Consider the following 843-nt stretch of genomic DNA (forward strand, 5'->3'; position numbering starts at 1 on the left):
ACGTTGCTCGTGGTTTGTGATCCCTGTGTTAATGATTCGCTCACTGGACACAATTTTTGTCCCGCGATCAAATGATAACTAGAATACTCCTAGTTATGGGTGCAAACATATTGGCTTCCTCTTCGCTCAACTAGCCCTTCTTCTCGAAGTGTATTTAGGATAGGATAGATCGATATTGTGGGAATATTCAGTGTGTGACAGAGCTCTTGAACCGTCCCACCACTGCTATAATGAAGATGTAGATACACGAGTTTTGATCCCATTGAGTCAAGGTCGCTCGGCAGTGACTCAATATCTGGGCTATCTTGTTGTCTCTTCACGCGTGCGTTGGACTCTAGTACTGATTTATTCAATTTTATTCTATTGTTTCGATATTGTCTTTTATTCTATAATTAGGTTCTTTCTCTCGGTTAGGGACGGTGATTACCACTCCATTCCACCGTTGATACCGAGGATTTGGCCAGTCATGTAGGACGACTCCTCGCTCGCTAAGAATCGAACAACACCGGAGACATCTTCAGCCTCAGCAAACCGGTTCAGCGGAATACGCTGGCGAATTTTGCCCTGAATCTCCTCATCGACGTCGGCAAGCATATCGGTTCTCGTGAATCCTGGCGCAACGCAGTTAACGGTCGATCCCGAATTCGCCAGCTCAAGGGCAAGCGTCCGGGTGAATCCGAACAGGCCACTTTTCGTTGTCGCATAATTGGCTTGGCCGTAGTTGCCCTGCTGGCCAACCACACTCGAAATGTTGATCAGTCGTCCATGTTCGGCCTGTTTGACGTCATCATAAAACGCCTTCGAGCAGTTGAACACACCGCCAAGATTGACGTCGATAACGCG

2 protein-coding genes are annotated in these 843 nt (G+C 47.4%); both read right to left on the minus strand.

Annotated elements, in window-relative coordinates; all coding sequences use genetic code 11:
• Positions 1-89 precede the first annotated feature (89 nt).
• Positions 90-263 (minus strand): helix-turn-helix domain-containing protein, encoded by a 174-nt coding sequence (locus tag AC1XDK_RS30775; protein WP_483353831.1) that lies wholly within the window; start codon positions 261-263, stop codon positions 90-92.
• A gap of 160 nt (positions 264-423) precedes the next feature.
• The coding region (locus AC1XDK_RS30780) for an SDR family oxidoreductase (RefSeq protein ID WP_483353830.1) at positions 424-843 on the minus strand (420 nt) is incomplete at its 5' end.

This window comes from Haladaptatus sp. HS23, assembly GCF_056892285.1.

Bases quoted from the DNA above. Each gene is read 5' to 3' on its own strand.
- AC1XDK_RS30775 (WP_483353831.1), bottom strand. From the start codon at position 263: ATGGGATCAAAACTCGTGTATCTACATCTTCATTATAGCAGTGGTGGG.